Raw genomic sequence first — 15,451 nt, 5'->3', positions numbered from 1 at the left:
TCTGCGTGGTTCTGATCGGCCTTGTTGCAGCTTTTGTCGTGATTGCCTGGTTCGGCGGTGTCATCCTGCATATCGACAGGCAATCCCCCGAGCGCCAGCACTTCAAGAGCCTGGAGGTAATCCTGCCCAAGGGCGATGAAGTCATTCTCGGCCGCGAACAACTGGGCCAGGTGCGGGGCGCATCTTCGGCGGCGCGCAACCATATCGCCCTGCGCGCCGACGCCACGACGGGCCTTGTCACGATCGCGCGGGTCACGTCGGTCCGGCGCCTTCAGCTGAGCCTCGATTCCGGCAAGGGCGCGCTGCTGTCCAACCGGGTGATGATGCCACACGCCGTCGGCAACATGGTGCGGATCGTCCTGGACGACGAGGAGATGGTCATCGACGCCCATGAAAACGGCGCGCTCACCGTGCACCAGAAAGCCGCGGGCGTCACGCGCGTCCATCGCATCCGCCGCGACGGCACCGCTAGGTCGGGCGGGGCACGGCCGGGGCTTTGCGCGCCCGAGGGCCGTGATTGGAAAGACAAGGGGACTCGCGCGATGCGCGAAACCCTTCGACTGCCCGTCTGGCTGGGGATGAACGTCAAGAGACCCGTCGCGCTCTTCGGCGGAACGCAGGGGCTGAAAACTGCGACGCCCTGCGAACTTCGCTCGGGGGCCGTGTTCGTGCCGCTGACCAGGTCCGCAACCGCGCTGGAAATCGTGTTGCAGAACGACACTAAGGCGGGTTTTGCCACGGTTCACGTTCAGCGCAGCCCAGCCACGGGGATCGTCAGGTTTTATCAGACTGACGCTGTGACAGAACCCGGGCGCCTTTTGCAGCTGGGCGCGCGGAGCTTTGCATGGCCGGTGCGCGCGGAAACCGACCGCAAGGGGCTGATCGAGGTCACGGGCTTTATCGCCGGGCGCACGAAGTACGATATTCGGACAACGGAGCGCACCGCAACCCACTCGACCGTCCTCATCACAACCGACATCAACGAGAAGGTGCCGTTCTTTCACAGGGATGGCTGCGTGGATGGTTTGGACGACACCGGTTGTCTCGTCACCGGGAAGAAGAAAATCGAGGACGTGAAGCTCGACATCCGCGCGGAGGAGGTGACCGGGCCTTTGGATCGGCTCGTGCTCGGTCTTCAGGGTGAACATTTGCGCAACAGGGAGCGCCTGTTCTGGGGCCTGCTCCTGGCAATCCTCATCTGTTTCGCGATCATCGCCCGCAAGAGCTGGGGCAGCTATTCCCCGAGGCTTCGGCCGGTCGCGCAGGTCTGCTTCTGGGGCACGCTGGCCCTGACGCTAGTGCCGCTGCTACCCACCGCGGCGCTGGCCGCCCTCGGCGACCTGGCCGACGGGCTGAGCGCATCGCGGCTGCTTCTGCTGGCGCTGCAAGGCGCGTTTCTCCTGGCCAGCGCCCTGGTGATCCTCGGTCCAGACGGCGACTGGAAGTTGACGGTCTACTGGCTAGCCATGCTCGTCATCATATTTCTGGGCGCCACCTCGATCTTTACCCTTAGCGCTGAATCCCCGACATCAAACTGGGATCGGTTCGCGATAAAGCATCTTCTTCTGGTGTTGTGGCTCGTGCCCCTGCCGGTCGCTCTGGCGGCCTCCATCGCCATGCCGGTGGTCCGCCAATCCCTGGGCAAGGATTTCTCTGGCCGCATGACATGGGTCTCGCCGTCGCGCATGATCCTGCGATTGTCGGTGGTGGGCTTTTTCCTGTGGGTCATGATCGGGAACCAGCAGGGCGTGGGCGGGTTGCAGCCTGTCGAGTTCGGCAAGAGCGTCACGATGCTGGCGCTGGCGATCCTGGCGACACAGGCGTTCTCACGAGGTCGGCTGCTGGGCGAGAACAACGGCCGCCTGGCGGCGGGCGCCGTTATCTCTGTCCTGGCGTTCTTTCTCGTCCTGATCGTGGCGCCTGTTGTGCGCAACGATTATTCGCCGTTGATCATAGTCGCGTCCACGACGCTGATCGTCATCGCGGTCGTCTGGTCGGTGACGCTGCTGCGCCTGGTTATCAGCCGGCTTGAGGATAACCGGCAGTTGCAGGACATGCCCCTGCGCTTCGTTCCGCGCTTGCGCCGCGGCACTTGGCGCGAAACGCTGCGCGCCCGGCTCTGCGGCTTGCCGGTTCTCGGCAAGGCCCTTCGCAACGGGGGCGGGGTGTCGCAACGGTTCTGGAAACGGCGCAACCTCAAGGACACCGGCCCGCTCGCCGCGCTTCTGGCGGCTTGCCTAATCGTGTTGCCGATTGCCTTCATGTTGCAGAACAAGGCAGTGCACCTCGGGGCGAAAATCCCGGACTGGTCCTGGAATCATTCGTCGCAACATCAGATCGACACGGTGATTGAGGCCATTGGCGACAGCCGCTATCTGCTGGGCGGGCGGTTGATCGGCTGGGCGGATCTACGGTTCGATGCCACCGGCGAGGACGAGATCGGCGTCGGCCACCCCGATCTTGCGTTGCAGGTGGTGCGGTCGCGCGTGGCCATCGCCAGCGCGCCCTGCGGGTTGAGCCCAAGCCTGAACCGCGATGCCTCGCGGGATGCGACGGAGTGGCTGGTGCCTCTCTTGGCCTGGGTTGCGGCCTGCGATCCGCAGCCGGCGGTCTGGCCGCGCCCCCAATCGGCCACCGCAGGCTGCGATTATCCGCGTATCTTCGACCCGGTCCCCAGCCATTGCATTCCGGTGGTGCAAAGCGATTTCGCGGCCACCTTCCTACTACAGCGCCACGGCCTCTCGGCAGGGCTGGTCTTGGTCCTGGCCCAGATCGTCGTGACCGTCCTTGGCGCAGTCGCCGCACTCAAGCTGCTCAGCCGCAGCTCGCGCGACATCGTTGCCGGTGCCGCCGACCTCGGGCTTGCCACGCTAGCGCTGGGTTTCATCACCTTGCAGGCGCTGCAATGGACCCTCGCATGGAGTAATGCCTTCGGCCTGTTGCCGGTCATGGGGCAGCCGATGACATGGCTTTCCACCGCCACCAGCCACCTTCTATTTATGGCGATCCCCGCGATTGTTGTGATAATCCTGACGTTTCGGCTGGGCACTATGCAGCAAGAAACGGTATCCTTCCGCTGGGTACCGAGACCATGAGAGCAGCCATCGGATCAGAACACCGTCTAGTTTGACAGAGGAGTGTGTCATGGAAATTCAGAACATCGAAAGGCCGATCGGCGTTTGGCTTGCTGCCATCACTATCGGCGGGCTCGGCCTGATCATGACGATCCTCGGCGTATTTGGCGGCGTGGATGAAATCCTCAGCGCCGGTTCCGAAGGCGATCGGCTTCTGCCGATCAAGATCATGGTTCTCTCCGCCTTCATCCTAGTCCTGTTCGGGCTGTTTTCGAGTCTCGCGGCGGATGCGATATCCGGCAAGACGAACGTCGGTCGGACATTCGCGATATTGGGGTTCGCGATCGCTTTCGTCGCGGTAGGTTTCTTCTCCTTCACCTATTGGAGCAATCAGCTTTCCGGCGCGCTCGAGATCGAAGCCGAGGAAGTGAACAGACAGATCACCACTCTCTCCGCCTTCCCGGACGAAGTGGTGGGTATCAGTAAGGATTTCACCAGCGCCGCGCAGGAAACGATTCTGACTGGCAACGCGGCGAAGACCTTCATGGACGAGTTCACCACGATCGTCGAGGCTGCGAAGATGATCGGCGATATCTCTGAAAAATCCTCTGAGCGCCAGTCCGAAAAACTCAAAGAAGCGCAGGGCCGTGTGAAGAAACTGAACGAAGGTATCAGTGACGCAGAAGCCGAAAAGGGTCGCGCCAAAACCCTTATCGCGAACTATGTACAGAGCTTCGAAGGGTATTTCGGCAAGGCCCCGCCCCAGCAGCAGGATCGCCGCCGTCTGATCGCCGATCTGCAAAACGCCCTGAGCGATGAATGCGGCTTTGCCGGTGATGCGCCCATTTCCTTCTCGGAAGCAGATCGCCTGCTCGTGTTCCAGGGCGCGCCCGAGACGCCGAAACCCTTCAGTGCCGGGCAGATCGTGCCGCAAACGAATGGCAGGGCGTGTGGCGGACGCGGCCAATTGGAGCGCGCCCGCGCCGCGCTAAACGCGCTCAGCGAGATATTCGCGGACATCCCCACAGACCTCTGTGCCAGTTTGAGCCGGGCCAGGGGGGCAGGGTCGTGCACCCGTGAAACCGGAGTCGCGCTACTTTTCCTAACCGAGTTGCAGGAACAGGATGAAAGGATCGCCCGCGCGGATGAGACCGCAGCCGCCTTGAACCGCCAACTTCCTTCAGCGAAGCAGGCTGTCGAGGCAGCCTCGGGGACCGTGAATGTCAGCAGTACCGAGGTTTTGCTAAGCGAGCTTGAAGCGTTCAAGCGCTCCCCCACGCCGGATGCCCTGGCCGCGCTTGAGGATGATTGCGAATGGCTGAGCGAGTTGACCGACGCGGAAACCGGTGCCTGCTCCGCCAGCGCGCTCTCGCTCGAGGTGGCGAGCCTGGCGGCGCTGAAATCGGCGCACATCGACCTGCAAGACGAATGCACGTCGGGCAAAACGCAGATCGAGCAGGAGAGGGCGCCGATCATCGACACCACCAAGACCAACGACGCCGGATCGCAACAGGCGTTGCAGGCACGAGCCGGCCGGCTGACGCAGCTGGGCGACGATCACATCGCGCCCTGCTTCGCCGGCGCGCGCACCCTGATACGGGACAACCCGGACCTGCTGATAGAGCTCGACACCGAAGAGGTGAAGTTTAAGCAGTTCTCCGCCGGGCTGACTCAGGTTCCCCCGCCCTTCATCCGGACGGTCGAACGGGTCAAGGCGCTGTTCACCGGACAGGGCGTGAACGCGTATGCGGTCGTTTTGGCCTTCGTGATCACCGTCGAGTTCGGCGTGTTCTCCGCAAAACTGCTGATCAATCGCGCAACCCCACCTGCGCCCCCGGCGCTCGACAGCTTCACCGTAGCCCATGCCAAGGCCGCCAGGACGTTGTTAGACAAGGTCGGCCCCCGCGACAAACGAGGCAACTCCGATCTGCTGCCGGATTTCCAGACAAAGATCGTGGACGAAGATCACCGGCGAATGGTCGTAACACTGGTGGATGACCTGATCGACAACAACATGGCGATAATACGAGAGAACCGCGCCGGCCAATCCACCCGCATCAACGGCCAGGGGCGCAACTTTCTGAAATCATTGGCTGAATACCCTTTTCCTGATCCGGCCAGCGAAGACGGCGCGGATAATCTTGCCGGCCTCAGGCCCGGTTCTTTTTCGCCCAAACCGCGGCCCGACCCCGCGCCGAAGCCGAAACCCGCGAGTTCGGGCGTCCTGAACAGCATTCGTGACACCTTTTCCAAGGGCTCCGGCGGCACGTCGGCAGAACCCACGCCTCGGCCAAACGCGCCGACAATCCACCTCGACAAGGGCCGCCCGCTTCCCCCACGCCGGGGCCAGCATCCATTCGGGATGAAGCGCAGAAAGTAAGTCCATGCATGCCGGGGCCGGTATCATTGTCGGCTGACATGCATATTTAACATAAACCAAATTATGCGAATATTATTAAAGCATTGGTTTTGAATGGAAAAGTCTTTCGAAGGCATTGCCAAATTGTCTGGCTGGCCTAATCGGGCTATGACGTACTCCATGAAAATACCAACCAGTCTGCCGCGCCTGAAGGGCTTCCGTTTTCCACGTGAGATCATCGCTTACGCGGTGTGGGCTTATCATCGTTTCGCGCTGAGCACGGCTGACGTCGAGGACCTTCTGGCTGAGCGGGGCGTGATTGTCAGCCGGGAAGCCGTCCGGTTATGGGTCAATCGATTTGGTCGGCATTTTGCGAATTTCTTCCGGCGCGATCGTCCTCGTCCCAACGACAAATGGCACCTGGATGAGGTTGTGATCCCGATCCGCGGCAAGAAGCATTGGCTGTGGCGCGCAATTGACGCGAATGGCGAGGTTCTCGATATACTTGTGCATACGCGGAGAAGCGGAAAGGCAGCAAAGCGGTTTTTCAAAGGGCTGATCACTCGGTTCGGCGCGCCGAGGGTCGTGATCACGGATAAATTACGCAGCTACATCAAGCCGATCAAAACGCTGGCACCGGACGCTAACCACCGCGCCCACAAGGGATTGAATAACGCCATTGAAGGATCGCACCGGCCGACCCGCAAGCGGGAGAAGGTATTCGGCCGGTTCAAGTCTCACCGGCAAGCACAGAGATTCCTGACCGCACACGACCCGATCAACCTGATCTTCCGTCCCCGCCGTTATAGACTCACCGCAACATCATACCGCCACGCCCGGGCCGATGCTTTCAGCCTCTGGGCAGATTACACCGCCGAAATGGCGGCGTGATCCGCCGATCACTCCAACCGTAAAAGCTTGAGGCAACAACTTGGCGATGCAGTTTCAGCATTTCATGGCGTGGCAGCGGTTTTGGCCATAGCTTTATGCCTGCCAAGAAAAAGGGATGCCTGTTCCCGAACGGATCTGGCTGTATCCAAGCCCAGGACGCGTGCCGACAGATTTCGACACTCTGACAGCGACAAACCCCGAAGAGTGAGTTTGAATTCCGCGATATCGGCTGGCGTCATGCTGAATTCATCCAGTCCCAGCCCTAACAGGATTGGCGCGGCAATCGGGCTGCCGGCCATTGCTCCGCACATCCCGATCCAGATATCCGCATCATGGGCCGCCTTGATGGACTTGGCGATCATACGCAGGACCGCCGGATTGAACGGGTCAAACAGGTCCTTCAGCTTGGGATTGGCGCGATCTGCGGCCATGACATATTGCGTAAGATCGTTCGTTCCAATGCTGAAAAAATCGACCTCGGGTGCGATGAGGTCGGCCATTTCCGCGGCGGCGGGCACTTCGATCATGATCCCGATTTCGAGCCCCTCATCAAAGGGCAGCGCCCGCGTGCGAAGCTGATCCATCACTGACTGCACCCGTTGCTTTGCGGCTTTCACCTCGTCCACGGTGCTGACAAGCGGGAACATGATCCGCACCGGGCCATGGGCGCTGGCGCGTAGTATTGCGGCGAGCTGGGTTTCAAAAAGTTCCGGCACGGCAAGGCTATAGCGCAGACCACGCCAGCCCAGATTGGGATTGGCCTCGGCCGGGCGATCGAGATAGGAAACCGGCTTGTCCCCGCCGATATCTGCGGTGCGCACGGTCAGCGGCTTGCCTTTCAGCCCGGCGACGATGCTGCGGTAGATGTCATATTGTTCGTCTTCACCTGGTGCTGTGTCGCGGCGCATGTAGAGGAATTCAGTCCGCAACAGCCCGACCTCCTGCGCGCCGCTGCGCATGATCACGCCCAGTTCATCGACGGAGGCCATATTCGCGGCGACGCGCACCTTGTGCCCGTCCAGCGTCTCGGCGGGAAGGTCCCGGACAGCTTCGGCCCGTGCCACGTGGTCTTGCCAGATCTTGCGTTCGTTCTGCATGGTTTCGATGGCGCTGGCATCCGGCGCGATGGTGATTTTCGCCGCCGCCCCGTCGAGCAAGACCTGCTGGCCGTCGGCCACTGCCGCCAAGGCATCCCCCAGGGCAAAAACGACAGGTATGTTCAGGGCGCTGGCCAGAATCGCGGCGTGCGATGTGGTGCCACCGGTCGCGGCACAAATTCCCAGAACGGTTTCCTGGTTCAGGGTCAGAACATCCGAAGGGCGCAGTTCCTCATAGGCCAAAATCGAAGGCTCTGCCGCGTGATCCGTGGCGTCACCTTGCCCCATCAAAAGGCGCAGGACACGTAGCCCGACATCGATCACATCCCCTGCGCGCGCCTGAAGAAGGGGGTCCTGGAGCGCAGCATAGGTTCGTGACAAATCCCAGACGACCTGACGCCAGATCGCCTCGGCGCAAATGTGCTGCTTGGAAATCCGTCCTAGCACCGTTTCGATGATGTCAGGGTCGTGCAGATAGCTGATATGGGCATCGAAAATCTTGCGGTCATAGGCGCTGATGCGCTCGCCTGCTGCCGAAAGCGCGCCGTTAATCTCGGTCTCTGCCGCCGATAGGGCCATTTTGAACCGTTCGATTTCGGCGTCGGGGTCAGAGATCGAAACCGGTTCGACCTCGGGCAGAGCACTGCGGACATGACGGATCGGGCCAAGCGCAAATCCGCGCGCAATGGACAGGCCGGTGAGCGTGCCTGCGCTGACGTCGCGGGGCGGCCTGGGCTGGGGCACGGGCTTGCGGATCGGTTCGGGTTTCACAGGGGCGATGCCGTCTTCGCCAAAGTTCTCTTGGATCAACTGGTCAATCGCTGCGAAAACCGCCTCGGCCTCGGCTGGATCTGCCACCATCAGGATCCTATCGTTCCTTGCGACTTCCGACAGCATGACACCGTTGATGCTTTTGGCATTTACAGATGTCTTGCCCTTGGTGACATTACGAAGCCGGATGTCACCCGAAAACGCATTCATTGCACTTACCAGAGAAGCAGCAGGCCGTGCATGCAGGCCCAGCGGATTTCGGATGGTGAATTCGCGCGAAACTCCGCCCGTTTGTGCAGTGTCCTGCTGTTGTTTGACAGCTTCGGTGGGAGCCGGAACCGCTTGGCGGGCTTCGCGCATGGCGTCTTCAAGGCTGCTCCCAGCCGCAATCTGAACAGCAGCGGCCAGCACACCTTCGACAAGGGGGGCGTCGCAAAACTGCACTTTGGTCTGTTCTTCGGGCTCTAGCAGGTCCATGGCCATTTCAGCATTCAGCTTGGCCGAGCCGATATCGGCAAAGACCAGAACCCCGTCATCCGACATGACATCACGGATCGCGTCCAACACACGAATTCCATCTGTGCCCAAGGGATGATCCGGGTCATCCACGCCACCGGCAGAGGCGATGGGAATGGGCACCTGTGTCATGGCATCTGCAACATCCTTGAGGCCATCCGACAGCTTGCGGCTGTGCGAAACGATGACAATCCCGATCATTCTGATGCCTTTTCAACCGCGTCAGAAAGCGCCTGAACAATCAGATAGCTTGAGGTTGCCCCGGGATCCTGGTGACCAATGCTGCGTTCCCCGAGATAGCTTGCGCGGCCGCGTTGGGCCTGCATCGGGATGGTGGCCTTCATACCGGACTCGGCGGCGTTTGCGGCAGCCCTGAGCGCGGCCAGAATCTCGCCGCCCTGCGCCGTTTCAGCCTGAAATGCCTCTGACGCGGGGACAAGCGCATCAAGCATGGTCTTCATCCCCACGTCAGAGCGCCCACGTTTCTTGACACCGGCGATGGCGTCTTCGAAAAACTGCGCCAGATCTGCCTGACTCAATTCGGTTTTGCCCATCAACGGCTTACTGCCCTCAAGGAACAAGGTCCCGTAGAGTGGGCCCGCCGCCCCGCCAACCTTCGCGATCAGTGTCATCGCCACGGATTTTAGCAGTGCGCCGATGTCGTCGCCCTCGGGCAGCTTTTCCAAAACCGCGTTAAAGCCACGATTCATATTATTGCCATGGTCCGCATCACCGATTGGCGAGTCGAGATCGGAGAGGTGCCCGCGGTTAGCCGCGAACACCTCTGCTGATGTCTCAATCCATGCACGGATCATTGGGCCGGTTACGGTTTTGGGTCCAGCCAATGCGTCCGCCATGATCAGGCCCCCCAACGCAATGCAGGGGTTTTCACCGGGGCATCATAAAGCCGCAGGATTTCATCGTCTGTTTTCACAAGCGTGATGGATACCCCCGCCATTTCGAGCGAGGTAATGTAATTGCCCACCAGATTGCGCAGGATTTTCACCCCATGCCGCCCGGCCACTTCGGCCAGTTTGGCATAGACCGTGTAGAGTTCAGAGAGCGGCGTGCCGCCCATGCCGTTGACGATGGCAATCACCTCATCGCCGCTTTGGAACACGATATCTTTGACTTCGACATCGACCCAATCACCTTTCTCTGCATCCCATTCGCTCAGATTGCGGGTATAGGCCTCGTCTTCGAGAATGCGGTTGGCCAGGATTTCGGTCACTTCATCGGCGCTTTTGATCTTGCTGCGGGTGGTGCCGGGTTCGCCATGAATGCCGATGCCGATTTCCATCTCATCTTCGGCCAATTCAAAGCTGGGTGTGCCGTTTTGCGGTGTCGTGCAGGAGGTCAAAGCCATGCCCATGCTTTTGCCAAAGGTGTTCACCTTTTTGCAGAGCGCAGCAAGTTGATCGAGGTCGTAGCCTTCCAGCGCGGCAGCCCCGCAGACCTTTTCGGCGACCACAGTCGTGCCAAGACCCCGGCGCCCAGCGGTATAAAGCGAGTCCTTGAGCGCGACATCATCGTCGATAATGACATTGCGCACCTCGATCCCCTCGTCGCGCAGAATGTCCGCGGCCATCTGAAAATTCAGCACATCGCCAGTGTAGTTCTTGACGATCTGTAGCACGCCTTTGCCGCCATTCACGGCCTTGCAGGCAGCGACCATCTGGTCCGGAGTAGGGGAGGTGAACACCTGTCCCGGACAAGCGGCGTCCAGCATCCCCATACCGACATACCCGCCATGAAGCGGCTCGTGACCTGACCCCCCACCGGACACAAGGGCCACGCGATCTTTCACCCCGCCAGCCACGCAAACAAAGTTCGGATCAAGGTGCACGTCGATACTGTCATAGGCAAGCCCGAAGCCTTTGAGTTGTTCAAGGGTGACGTCTTCGGCATTGTTGATCAGTTTTTTCATGACTTTTTCTCCCATTCGGGCGTTTCAGTATCGTAGGTTTTGAAGACATCGCGATAGAACCCGCGATAGAAGGCACCGGCAACGAGACCACCCGCAATCGAGGCAATTGACGGTATCCACCATCCGCCGCGCGGACCAGGCAAGGCCATTTCGCCCCAACCAAAGAAATACGACATGATGCGCGGTCCAAGATCACGCGCCGGGTTCATGGCGGTCATGGAAATCGGGGCCTCATAGGCGACAAGAGCCGCAACCAGAAGGCCGATAAAGAAGGGTGCGAGGTTGGCCGATGGGGCGGATGTGTTGTGCTGGTCGGTCAGGAACAACACGCCGAATACAAGGATCGCCGTGGTGAAGGCTTCGGAGAGGAACCACTTTGACAAGGGAACCTGCGCAAAGGCTTCGGGGGTTGTGCCAATAAAGGCCGGGTTCGGCGCATAGGTGCCAAAGCCCATCGCACTCAGCTGGCTGCCAGCCGTGCCACGCACAAGTCCGGCGCCGAGTTCATATTGCGCAAGGATGCCAGAGTAGAAAAAGTAGATGGCCGCAGACGCAAGCATCGCACCGACGAATTGCGCTAAGATATAGGGCCCCACCTTGGCCCAGGGGAACCCGGTGAAAACGGCCATAGTCAGCGTGACCGCCGGATTGATATGGCCGCCTGAAATCTTGCCCGAGGCATAAACACCAAGCGTCACACCAAGCGCGAACATCAAGGACACGGGCCAAAGGCTCAGCCCGCCTGTCCAAACCGATACCGCAACAGAGCCAACGCCGAAAAGCACAAGAATAAAGGTCCCGATACCTTCGGCGACCATTTCATGGAATATATTTTTCTTCACCGTATGTTCCTCCCAGAAAATGCGGAAACCGAAATTCGAGCAAAATCGCCCGCAATCCGATCCACTGCGCGGCGAAGCGGCACCAGATATAAGTCACATCTGGAGCTACACCGACGCACCAAACGTACCTGATGCCCGCAGAGGGCGATTGACTGAAATCAACCAAGATGCCTCTGGTTGTCCCATTCATTCAGGCCTGCCAGCGTTCGGGCGGGAATGATGGATGCAGATGTTCCAATTCCCGAAAGGGACCTGAGGAGGGCCCAATTATATGGCGCGGATCAGATAAGTTTTCGAAAACGGGAATTGCGCGGTTTGTCGGTCAGCCAACTACTGGCGCGTCCATATTGCAGTTTCAGCGAAGACCCGGTTCCCGCCCATCGAGAAAATACGCACCAGATTGCCACGTGGGTGATTGCCGGGCGGATTCGGGCCAAACACGAAAAATCGGTGGTCCGCCATGGCCCGCTCTCGCTATAGCCATGCCGGACGGTACTGACTTTGGATCATCCTGTCTGGCTGTTGGCGACGCTGGACCAGCTTGCGCAAAAGCGCCCCGGCTTTGCATCTCAACTGCGGTCGGTGATTAATGCTGAATGCATGCCAGCCAATGACTGGTTTACTTTGGAAGGTGCAACGGTGCGATATCAAGGCGATAATCTTCGGCAACCCGAAATACGGTGCCATTTGGAACCTGATACCAGTCTTCGCCATGCGTGATCGGTTCAGATGCGATTTCGGTCGCGAGATAGGAGCGCTTGGGATCATGATGGACATGTGGCTGACCACAGATCGGACAGCTGTAAGTGTGATCGCGCACCAGATAGAATAGCGATCTGTTCAGGCATGATCCGATCATATGATCGCCGTTTGTCAGGATGACATTCAGCCCGACACGCGCATCAGGGTCCACTTCGGCAGACCACGTGATGACCTGTTCAAGCCCCAGCTTTACTGTCTCAAACAAACCGCGTTCGGGATGCTGCAGAAAGAGACCCAGAAGATAGCGGAAAATGTGTTCGCTATCCGTGGTTCCCTTGATTTCGGACCGGTGCAGTGGATCGATATGATCCAGCATCTTTTCACGGACCTGATCGAAATTCGGGACTGTGCCGTTATGAGCAAAAATCCAGCGGCCGTGATGGAATGGATGTGTGTTTTCTATGCTGGTCCCGCCTACCGTGGCGCGCCGCACATGGGCCACAACAGTCCGCGCATAGACCCGTGCTGCCTTTCGGCTGAAATGCTCGCCATGGAAGGCAGCCCAGACCTGTTTTTCAACCATCGCATTTCCGTCCTGATAGTCGGCAACTCCCCAACCGTGACCATGGGCATATCCCTGCATGTCACCTTTGCTTTGTTCCATCAGAGCGTTCTGGGATTTCACGAGACTGCATTCCACTTTCGTGGGTTCGTTGGCGTGCATCGCATAGAGACGGCACATGGATCGTTTCTCCTGTTTTCTTCCCAGAGTACGGGTTTTCACGTGGTCAGCATGATCGAAATCAAAAGCCGACGAGATATCCCGCCTAAAAGGGGCGAATGAGTGTTGTTGCTTCCTCCACGGATCACGCGGACCAAAGGCATGTCGCAGAGCTGCTTGATGGTGAACCAGCCTTGCTCTCTTCGCTGGATTTTGGGCCATACGTTGCGCAAGGGATCGGTGACGGGCCATCTTTGATCATCGGGGATCAGGCCGAGATTGCACTGCTTGCTTCGGCAAAGGAAACGCGACTCGACTATCGCATGGCTTTGCTGGCGAAATCTGGCGATAGCGTATTCGTCCGCCGACAAGTGCGCGATTTTGAAGATTATCTTGCAAGTAATCTGGGCCAGAAAGACGTTACATATCTGCATGGACGCGGGGATGATGCCCGGCCGGTAACGCAACAGATTCGCACTTCCGCCAAGATGCTTGAAAGGCTCGCCGAAAGGGCACGAAGTTCGGGTGGGCTGACATTGAAACCCTACCTGACAACCGGCCACAGCTGGCGGCTGGCCCAATCTCTGGGCGAGGCAGCCAGGTGCTGTATCCATGTCTGTGGCCCGTCACCCAGACTGGCGCGGCGGGTGAATGACAAGCTTTGGTTCGGACAGTTCGCCCGCCGTATTCTGGGCGACCACGCTACGCCCCCGACACGCGCGGCATATGGCCCGGCGGCGGCGGCAGGGTTGGTAAGGCGCATTGGCAAGCAGAGCGATCAGATCATTGTCAAAGTCCCTGACAGTGCAGGCTCGGCAGGAAACCTTCGCCTTGAAGGCGCTGCGGTTCGTGGGAAAAGCCTCTGTGATCTGAGACAGTTCCTGCTGCATCGTCTTCATACTTTCGGCTGGCAGGACACATACCCGATCCTTGTCGGTGTCTGGGATGAAAATGTCAGGTGCAGCCCGTCCGCACAGATCTGGGTGCCTCATGTTCAGGACGGCCCGCCTCGGATCGAGGGGATCTTTGAACAGCGGGTCCACGATAGCGGGGCTGCTTTTGTGGGCGCGGCGCGATCGACCTTGCCCCAAGAATTGCAGGAACGTCTGAGCGCCGAGGCGTCACGCATTGCGGGCATCTTGCAGCGCCTGGGGTATTTCGGAAGATGCAGCCTTGACGCGGTGATCTTCCGAGGCGCTGACGGCGCCGACAATATCCACTGGATCGAATGTAACGGGCGTTGGGGGGGCGTCTCTATCCCGATGGCCGCCGCAGACACTCTTTGTGCAAATCAGCCTGCGCCAGCGATCTCCGTCATGCAGGAATTGCGCCCCGGCCGTCAGATGCAAACAAAGGAACTTCTGCGCCGACTTGGTGACCTGTTGTTCAGAGTCGGCCATGACAAAACCGGCATTGTCGTGATGTCGCCCCCCGAACACGACAATGGTGCTCATATAAATCTTCTTTCTCTGGCTCAAACGCAGCTTCTTTCCGACGAATTGCTGAATGAAGCCATGCGCCGGATCGCGGATTAGGAATCGCATCTCCTGAGGAAGTTGGGCGTTTCCATTTCGAACGGCGCCAAAGTCCCGCAGTGCTGCCCGCCGCGTGACGATATGAGCGATCACTACATGTCAGATAGTTAAGGAATAATCGTGAGGGCAGGATAACGTTGACAGGCTATGGTCAAAGCCGGGGCAGGTTTCGAACATTGCGCCGCATCAATCTGCTTGGCGGTGCCGCTGATCGCACCCTTGTTCAGGAGAACGGCCCGTGCTGGACCACCTAAGATCGCTTTATCAGGACGACACTCCGCAGGCGCACAGGTTCCGCTATGCGCTGCTGGTGTTTGATATCATCACCGTCGTGTTTGTCATCCTGACATCCTTTATCCAACGGTCGCTGACGATCGAAACGCTGGATGCCATTTTTGGCGTTGTCATCCTTGCCGATTTCGTCATCCGGGTCTGGCTGGAGCCGGAAAGGGGGCGCTTTCTGCTCAGGTTTACCACATGGGCCGATATCGCCGCGATCCTGTCCTTTCTTGCCCCCATTGCGGGCGAAGGCCTGGGCTTTCTGCGCATTCTCAGAACCTTGCGGCTGCTGCGAACCTACCAGCTGCTGGGGCGCCTGCGCCGGGATTTCAAATACTTTCGCGAGAATGAGGATGTCATTCTTGCCGCGATCAACCTTGGCGTGTTTCTGTTTGTGATGACCGGATTGATCTATGTCACACAGGTCGGCATCAACCCCGACATCACCAACTACGCAGATGCACTGTATTTCACCGTCACCACGCTGACGACCACCGGTTTCGGCGACATCACCCTGACCGGGGGCTGGGGGAGGATGCTCTCCGTCGGGGTCATGATCTTTGGTGTGACGCTGTTTCTGCGCCTGTTGCAGGTCCTGTTTCGCCCGCTGAAGGTGCGGCAGGAATGCGAAACCTGCGGGCTGGTGCTGCACGATCAGGACGCTGTGCACTGCAAACACTGCGGCGCCACGATCCATATCGCGACCGAGGGAAGCGTCTGACACGCGGCGCTTGCTG

10 protein-coding genes and 1 pseudogene are annotated in these 15,451 nt (G+C 59.3%); 5 read left to right on the top strand and 6 right to left on the bottom strand.

Annotated features, from left to right (window positions below; all coding sequences use genetic code 11):
* Window positions 1-5: 5 nt before the first annotated feature.
* The 3 genes from CHB75_RS17745 to CHB75_RS17735 all read left to right on the top strand — a co-directional run bounded on the left by CHB75_RS17745 (window position 6) and on the right by CHB75_RS17735 (window position 6,324).
* A complete protein-coding gene (locus CHB75_RS17745; RefSeq protein WP_141135139.1) occupies window positions 6-3,095 on the top strand; it encodes a hypothetical protein in 3,090 nt (1,029 codons plus the stop codon).
* Between the two features lie 49 nt (window positions 3,096-3,144).
* Window positions 3,145-5,454: a Yip1 family protein gene (locus CHB75_RS17740; protein ID WP_089272957.1), complete on the top strand. Its 2,310-nt coding sequence runs from the start codon at window positions 3,145-3,147 to the stop codon at window positions 5,452-5,454.
* Between the two features lie 159 nt (window positions 5,455-5,613).
* Window positions 5,614-6,324, top strand: a complete 711-nt coding sequence (locus tag CHB75_RS17735; protein ID WP_089272955.1) for an IS6 family transposase — start codon at window positions 5,614-5,616, stop codon at window positions 6,322-6,324.
* A gap of 62 nt (window positions 6,325-6,386) precedes the next feature.
* On the opposite strand, the gene ptsP is transcribed toward CHB75_RS17735, so the two are convergent.
* The 5 genes from ptsP to CHB75_RS17710 all read right to left on the bottom strand — a co-directional run bounded on the left by ptsP (window position 6,387) and on the right by CHB75_RS17710 (window position 12,921).
* The gene (gene ptsP / locus CHB75_RS17730) at window positions 6,387-8,909 is read right to left on the bottom strand and encodes a phosphoenolpyruvate--protein phosphotransferase (RefSeq protein WP_089272953.1); all 2,523 of its coding nucleotides are present in this window, start codon (window positions 8,907-8,909) and stop codon (window positions 6,387-6,389) included.
* Window positions 8,906-9,565: a dihydroxyacetone kinase subunit DhaL gene (gene dhaL, locus CHB75_RS17725; protein WP_217898805.1), complete on the bottom strand. Its 660-nt coding sequence runs from the start codon at window positions 9,563-9,565 to the stop codon at window positions 8,906-8,908. Before dhaL ends, ptsP begins: the two co-directional genes overlap by 4 nt.
* 2 nt (window positions 9,566-9,567) lie before the next feature.
* Window positions 9,568-10,635 (bottom strand): dihydroxyacetone kinase subunit DhaK, encoded by a 1,068-nt coding sequence (gene dhaK, locus CHB75_RS17720; protein ID WP_089272951.1) that lies wholly within the window; start codon window positions 10,633-10,635, stop codon window positions 9,568-9,570.
* Complete coding sequence (locus tag CHB75_RS17715) at window positions 10,632-11,477, bottom strand: MIP/aquaporin family protein (RefSeq protein ID WP_089272949.1); 846 nt, start codon at window positions 11,475-11,477, stop codon at window positions 10,632-10,634. The genes dhaK and CHB75_RS17715 overlap by 4 nt, the downstream gene beginning before the upstream one ends.
* A gap of 619 nt (window positions 11,478-12,096) precedes the next feature.
* Window positions 12,097-12,921 (bottom strand): class II glutamine amidotransferase, encoded by an 825-nt coding sequence (locus CHB75_RS17710; protein WP_089272947.1) that lies wholly within the window; start codon window positions 12,919-12,921, stop codon window positions 12,097-12,099.
* A 98-nt stretch (window positions 12,922-13,019) separates the two neighbouring features.
* Here CHB75_RS17710 and CHB75_RS22520 point away from each other — a divergent pair.
* A pseudogene (locus CHB75_RS22520) lies at window positions 13,020-13,430 on the top strand (hypothetical protein); the annotation flags it as partial.
* A gap of 591 nt (window positions 13,431-14,021) precedes the next feature.
* Here CHB75_RS22520 and CHB75_RS21430 read toward each other — a convergent pair.
* Window positions 14,022-14,528 carry a hypothetical protein gene (locus tag CHB75_RS21430; protein ID WP_141135137.1) on the bottom strand — a complete coding sequence of 169 codons (507 nt, stop codon included), beginning with the start codon at window positions 14,526-14,528 and terminating at the stop codon, window positions 14,022-14,024.
* Window positions 14,529-14,673: 145 nt separating this feature from the next.
* Here CHB75_RS21430 and CHB75_RS17700 point away from each other — a divergent pair, with 145 nt between their 5' ends.
* The gene (locus tag CHB75_RS17700) at window positions 14,674-15,435 is read left to right on the top strand and encodes an ion transporter (RefSeq protein ID WP_089272943.1); all 762 of its coding nucleotides are present in this window, start codon (window positions 14,674-14,676) and stop codon (window positions 15,433-15,435) included.
* Window positions 15,436-15,451: the final 16 nt, after the last annotated feature.

This window comes from Puniceibacterium sediminis, from assembly GCF_900188035.1.
GTDB classification, from domain to species: Bacteria; Pseudomonadota; Alphaproteobacteria; order Rhodobacterales; family Rhodobacteraceae; genus Puniceibacterium; species Puniceibacterium sediminis.
Note: the sequence above shows the minus strand (reverse complement) of the source record. Positions and strands in the feature narration are given on the sequence as shown.

Bases quoted from the DNA above. Each gene is read 5' to 3' on its own strand.
- CHB75_RS17740 (WP_089272957.1), top strand. From the start codon at position 3,145: ATGGAAATTCAGAACATCGAAAGGCCGATCGGCGTTTGGCTTGCTGCC.
- CHB75_RS17735 (WP_089272955.1), top strand. From the start codon at position 5,614: ATGAAAATACCAACCAGTCTGCCGCGCCTGAAGGGCTTCCGTTTTCCA.
- ptsP (WP_089272953.1), bottom strand. From the start codon at position 8,909: ATGATCGGGATTGTCATCGTTTCGCACAGCCGCAAGCTGTCGGATGGC.
- dhaL (WP_217898805.1), bottom strand. From the start codon at position 9,565: ATGGCGGACGCATTGGCTGGACCCAAAACCGTAACCGGCCCAATGATC.
- dhaK (WP_089272951.1), bottom strand. From the start codon at position 10,635: ATGAAAAAACTGATCAACAATGCCGAAGACGTCACCCTTGAACAACTC.
- CHB75_RS17710 (WP_089272947.1), bottom strand. From the start codon at position 12,921: ATGTGCCGTCTCTATGCGATGCACGCCAACGAACCCACGAAAGTGGAA.